Origin of the sequence: Mesorhizobium sp. M7A.F.Ca.CA.001.10.2.1 (genome assembly GCF_003998575.1) — a bacterium.
Classification (GTDB): Bacteria; Pseudomonadota; Alphaproteobacteria; order Rhizobiales; family Rhizobiaceae; genus Mesorhizobium.
In genome coordinates this window covers 1-5,308 of sequence record NZ_RZQY01000415.1, presented here as the reverse complement: position 1 = coordinate 5,308, position 5,308 = coordinate 1, and the positions used below count along the sequence as shown (strand labels likewise).

Sequence of the window (5,308 nt, the reverse complement as noted above, 5' to 3'; positions counted from 1 at the left end):
GTTCCTTGCCGGTCTTGAAGAACGGCACCCACTTCTCCTCGACCTCGACGGATTCGCCGGTGCGCGGATTGCGGCCGGTGCGGGCGGGACGGTTCTTCACCGAAAAAGCGCCGAAGCCTCGCAACTCGACCCGGTTGCCTTCGGCAAGGGCGTCGGTGATTTCATCGAAGATGGCGCCGACGATGTTTTCGACGTCGCGCAGGAAAAGATGCGGATTGCGCGTGGCAATAATCTGCACAAGTTCGGACTTGATCATGAGACGGGTCCCCGTGAAAGCAGTGCGGTCAAAATTATGAGGATGATTTTATTTGCTTTTTTCACTTGCCCCAAACGGCGTCTCAAGGGTGCCAGACGGAAACGAGACCGTCAAGAAACAAGCGGTCGGCTCCGAGTTCATGGATGACGTCGCCACTGTAGGCGGGCAGGCCGAGCGCACTGCCGATGGTTTGCGCCATCGCTTTCGAGAACAGGAAGCCGCCGCGCTGTTCGGTATCCTTCCACTCGACGACCTTGAGCTTGGCATCGACGCCCTTGGTCGCCAGCCAGTCGACCGCTACCGCCTCGCCGCCGACGGCGTCGATCAGCCCGTTGGCTACGCCCTGACGCCCGGTGAATATCGAGCCGTCGGCAAGCGCCAGCGCTTGTTCGCGGGTCATCTTGCGGCGTTCGGCGACGATGTCGACGAACCAGTTATAACTGTCGAGGATGAGTTTGCGAACCATGGCACGCTCGTCGTCATTGGTCGGCTTGAAGGGAGAGGGTGCGGCTTTCAGCGGCGAGGATTTCACCTCCTCCAGCTTGACGCCGAGTTTGTCCATCAGGCCGCTGACGTCGGGATACTGGATCAGCACGCCGATCGAGCCGACGATCGAGGTCTTGCGGGCAACGATGTGATCGGCGGCACTGGCGATCATATAGCCCGCCGATGCGGCGAGCGTGCCGACTTCCGCCACCACCGGCTTGTCGGCGGCCAGCTTGCGCACTTCTTCATAGATCGACTCACCACCGACGGTGGTGCCGCCAGGCGAATCGATCGACAGGATCACGCCCTTCACCTTCGATGAAAGACGGATGGTTTCCAGCCGCTTGATCAGTTCCTCGTCCTCGGTGATCGTGCCTTCGATCTTGACCTTGGCAATATGGTCGACCGTCGAGCCGCCGAAATCGTCGCCATAGAACCAGGTTGAAAGCGCAATCACCCCAAGGGCTACGATGCCTATGGCGACGACGCGCCAGAATGTCAGCTTGCGCCGCAAACGGCGGCGGTCGATCAGGTCGTCGGCTCTCAGTGCCATGGTCAGCCTTTCAGTCGGCGGGAGGAGACGCTTTTAGACCATGATCCGCCCATCTGGAAGCAGTTCTCTTTTGCGTATGGCGAGACAAGTCAGCACCTGGACGTGAGGTAGCCATCCCCGTCGACAGTCGGCCGGCCTCGGCTAGGCGCTCTACAAGTATTGGCCTGCTCACATGTTTGTGCAATCGCCCCAGGTCGGCGACGAGACCGACGACGGATAAATTTTACGCCGCGTGTCTGTTTCTGCTATGGAGAACACGCAGTTGTGCGGACCTCGTTTTCGTCTGTACAAAGGCGGCTGTCACATTTTTGCAGTTTTCGTGGGCTTGTGCTTGCTTGAAAGCGCCGGCGTCCCACCTATAGGCGGTGCTCAAGGGTGGGCAGGGTTAAAGAAAGCAGTGAATGTTAGCGCGACCGATTGAACCGACCAACGCCGAGGCGGTGTTGGCTCCCCCGGCGGACGGCCGGACGCGCGGCGACGCTTTCGACCGTGCACAGCGTCATTCGCGCCGCGTGCGCGTTCTCAAATTTGCCGTGCCGGTGGCCGCGGCACTGATAGCGGTCGCTTTCCCGGTCTATTCCTATCTCGCCGCACCCGTCGCCGTGAAGGTTCAGGCGGAAGGCACTGCCTTTTCCAACGGCAAGCTGGTGATGGCCAATCCCAAGCTCAACGGTTTCACCAAGCAGAAGCAGCCTTATTCGATGACGGCGCTGCGTGCCATTCAGGATGTCAGCACGCAAGGTATCATCGAGCTGGAAGGCATCGACGCCAAGGTGCCGATCGCGCCCGACAATGTGGCGGCGGTCAAGGCCTCGCACGGCACCTACGATCGCGACGGCAATACGATGAATTTGACCAGCGACGTGACGATCACCACGACCGACGGCATGCAGGCCAAGTTCAAATCGGTCTTCCTCGACATGGGCAAAGGCACTATGAAGACGGGAGATCCCGTCGATGTCAGCCGTGGCGGGTCGCGGATCACGGCGGATACGATGTCGGTCCAGGACAATGGCAAGGTTCTGGTTTTCGAGAACAAGGTGCGCGTCAACATCGATTCCACCGCCTTGAAGGCGGCACAGGGAAACAGCGGAGAAACCAATGCGGCTCAGTAGTTCGACGCGGCTCGCGGCTGCAACTTCAGCGTTGCTGCTGCTCGGACTCGGGCCGTCATCGGCGCAGACGACCAGTCAATCAGGCCTCAAACTGTCCGGCGACAAGCCGATCCAGATCGAGAGCGACAAGCTGGAAGTCCGCCAGGCCGACAGTGTCGCCATCTTCACGGGCAATGTCAGTGTCGTCCAGGGGCCGACATTGATGAAGGCCGGCAAGATGACGGTCTACTACGTCAAGGACCCCAACGCCGCTGCCAAGGGCACCGAGGCCGCGGGTGCGGCGATGACGGGCTCGGCCAACATCGATCACCTGGAGATCTCCGACAAGGTTTACATCAAGTCGGATGCGCAGGTCGCGACAGGCGATCAAGGCAGCTTCGATATGAAGAGCCAGGTGCTGGTGCTTTCGGGCAAAAAGGTTGTTCTGTCGCAAAACGACAACATTCTGGTGGGCTGCAAGCTTACCGTGCAGATGAAAAGCGGGCTGGCTCAGGTGGATCCATGCGCTGGGCAACGCGTCCAGATGTCGATCACGCCGCCGCCGAAATCGGGAGCGACGAACCCCTGATGGCCAGCCTGTCGTCGCTGACGGCGCGTCTTCCGGGACGGGCCGCCGGCAAGCTTTCGGCGCCGGCCACGGTGACCGTCGATGCGGGAAAGTTCAAGGGAACCCTGATCGCCAAGGGGCTGACCAAGAGCTACAAGGGCCGCAAGGTCGTCAGCGGCGTCACCATCGGCGTGCGCGCCGGCGAGGCCGTTGGGCTGCTCGGCCCCAACGGCGCCGGCAAGACGACCTGTTTTTACATGGTTACCGGCCTCGTGCCGGTGGATGAAGGCACGATCGAGATCGACGGCTTCGACGTCACGTCGATGCCGATGTACCGTCGCGCACGCCTCGGCATCGGCTATCTGCCGCAGGAAGCGTCGATCTTCCGCGGTCTCAATGTCGAGCAGAATATCCGCGCGGTGCTGGAAGTGGTCGAAAAGGACCGCAAGGTGCGCGAGCGCAATCTCGACGAACTGCTCGAGGAATTCCACATCAGCCATCTGCGCAAGGCGCCATCCATGTCGCTTTCGGGCGGCGAGCGGCGACGCCTGGAAATCGCGCGAGCGCTGGCGACGCGTCCGGCTTACATGCTGCTCGACGAGCCTTTCGCAGGCATCGATCCGATCGCCGTCGCCGATATCCAGCAACTGGTGCGCCACCTGACGGCGCGCGGCATCGGCGTCCTCATCACCGATCACAATGTGCGCGAAACGCTCGGCCTCATCGACCGCGCCTACATCATCCATGCCGGCCAGGTGCTGACCCATGGAAGGGCCGACGAGGTGGTGGCAAACCCCGATGTGCGGCGACTTTACCTCGGCGAGGGTTTTACGCTCTGAACGGTTCGTCGTTTCACGGAAAACGCCAATCCGCTCCGTCTTTTCGTCTTGACGCAATCCCAAGGGAAAGCGCTATGCGCTTTTCCCGGGAAAGCGGTCTCTCACTTTTCCTGGAATTGCTCTGAGCGTGAAATTTGTTTCCTGACACGATTTTTCCGGTTCGAGCGGCGCTTTTTCTCGATTTTGCTCCGGGATAACGCTCCGGTAAGCGGGTTTTGCTACCAATTGCCTTGACAAGCAAAAGCCGGGCCAGTTTTATGGCCGGCTGCAAAATTCTTGCCCGGAAGTCGGGATGCGTAGACGAGGCGTTTGAAACCGAACCATGGCGTTGGCGGCCAAACTACAGCTACGACAATCGCAGTCGCTGGTGATGACGCCGCAGCTGATGCAGTCGATTCGGCTGCTGCAGTTCACCCATGTCGAGCTTGAGCATTTCATCGACGAGGAAATCGAGCGCAATCCGCTGCTGGAGCGCGCCGAGCCGCAGGACGATGCCGCCAGCGACCAGGCGCAGAAGATCGAGGCGGAGCCGCAAGCCACCGCCGAAGGCGACTGGTTCGAAAACGAGACGCAGTGGAGCGCCGAGGCGATCTCGGACAAGCTCGACACGTCGCTGGAAAACCTGTTCCCCGACGACCCGGGGACCAGCGAGCGGCTCGGTCCCGACCTGACGGCACAATGGAAATCGGCTTCGAGCAATGGCGCGGGTTCCTCATCCGAGTGGTTTGACGCCGGCGATATGGCGACTGCTGCGATCACGCTGCGCGACCATGTCGGTGAACAGGTGGCGCTAGCCTTCACTGACCCGGCTGCACGGCTGATCGCCGCCGAACTCGCCGACGGCCTTGACGAGACCGGCTATCTGCGTGCCGACCTGGCCGAGATCGCCGCTCGTCTCGGTGCGGATGCCGCTGCCGTGGCGAAGGTGCTGGCGGTGTGTCAGACCTTCGAGCCGGCCGGCCTGTTTGCCCGCGACCTGGCCGAATGCCTGTCGCTGCAACTTGCGGTGCGCAACCGGCTCGATCCGGCGATGAAGGCGCTGGTCGCCAATCTCGAACTCCTGGCACGACGTGATTTTCATGCATTGAAACGGATATGCGGTGTCGACGAGGAGGATCTGCTCGACATGCTGGCGGAGATCCGGGCGCTCGATCCCCGGCCGGGCATGGCGTTTTCGGGCGGCGCCAGCGACGCGATCGTCGCCGATGTCGAGGTGCGCGCGGCCAATGACGGCAGCTGGACGGTCGAACTCAATGCCGAAACGCTGCCGCGGGTCTTGGTCGACCATATCTATTTCGCCCAGGTCTCACCGCAGGCCAAGAACCAGGCGGAAAAGGATTTTCTGGCCGAATGCCTGCAGAATGCAAACTGGCTGACGCGCAGCCTCGACCAGCGGGCAAAGACCATCCTCAAGGTCGCCTCGGAAATCGTTCGCCAGCAGGATGCCTTCCTCGTCCATGGCGTGCGGCAGCTGAAGCCGCTCAATCTGCGCACGGCGGCCGACGCCATCGG

General features: G+C 61.4%; 6 protein-coding genes. 4 read left to right on the top strand and 2 right to left on the bottom strand.

Going from position 1 to position 5,308, the window contains the following annotated elements; genetic code table 11:
• Together EN964_RS23325 and sppA are read right to left on the bottom strand one after the other, a co-directional pair.
• Nucleotides 1–256: integration host factor subunit beta (locus tag EN964_RS23325; RefSeq protein WP_127276767.1), on the bottom strand; the 256-nt coding region annotated here is incomplete at its 3' end.
• Nucleotides 257–338: 82 nt separating this feature from the next.
• On the bottom strand, nucleotides 339–1,295 hold the full coding sequence (gene sppA, locus EN964_RS23320; protein WP_127269998.1) for a signal peptide peptidase SppA: 957 nt from the start codon (nucleotides 1,293–1,295) through the stop codon (nucleotides 339–341).
• A gap of 401 nt (nucleotides 1,296–1,696) precedes the next feature.
• On the opposite strand from sppA, the gene lptC reads away from it, so the two are divergent.
• The 4 genes from lptC to EN964_RS23300 all read left to right on the top strand — a co-directional run.
• The gene (lptC, locus tag EN964_RS23315; protein WP_127269996.1) at nucleotides 1,697–2,410 is read left to right on the top strand and encodes an LPS export ABC transporter periplasmic protein LptC; all 714 of its coding nucleotides are present in this window, start codon (nucleotides 1,697–1,699) and stop codon (nucleotides 2,408–2,410) included.
• Nucleotides 2,397–2,978, top strand: a complete 582-nt coding sequence (locus tag EN964_RS23310; RefSeq protein WP_127269994.1) for an LptA/OstA family protein — start codon at nucleotides 2,397–2,399, stop codon at nucleotides 2,976–2,978. The genes lptC and EN964_RS23310 overlap by 14 nt, the downstream gene beginning before the upstream one ends.
• Nucleotides 2,978–3,796 carry an LPS export ABC transporter ATP-binding protein gene (gene lptB / locus EN964_RS23305; RefSeq protein ID WP_013529586.1) on the top strand — a complete coding sequence of 273 codons (819 nt, stop codon included), beginning with the start codon at nucleotides 2,978–2,980 and terminating at the stop codon, nucleotides 3,794–3,796. The genes EN964_RS23310 and lptB overlap by 1 nt, the downstream gene beginning before the upstream one ends.
• Before the next feature lie 322 nt (nucleotides 3,797–4,118).
• On the top strand, nucleotides 4,119–5,308 hold a 1,190-nt coding region (locus EN964_RS23300; RefSeq protein ID WP_164775950.1), incomplete at its 3' end, for an RNA polymerase sigma-54 factor.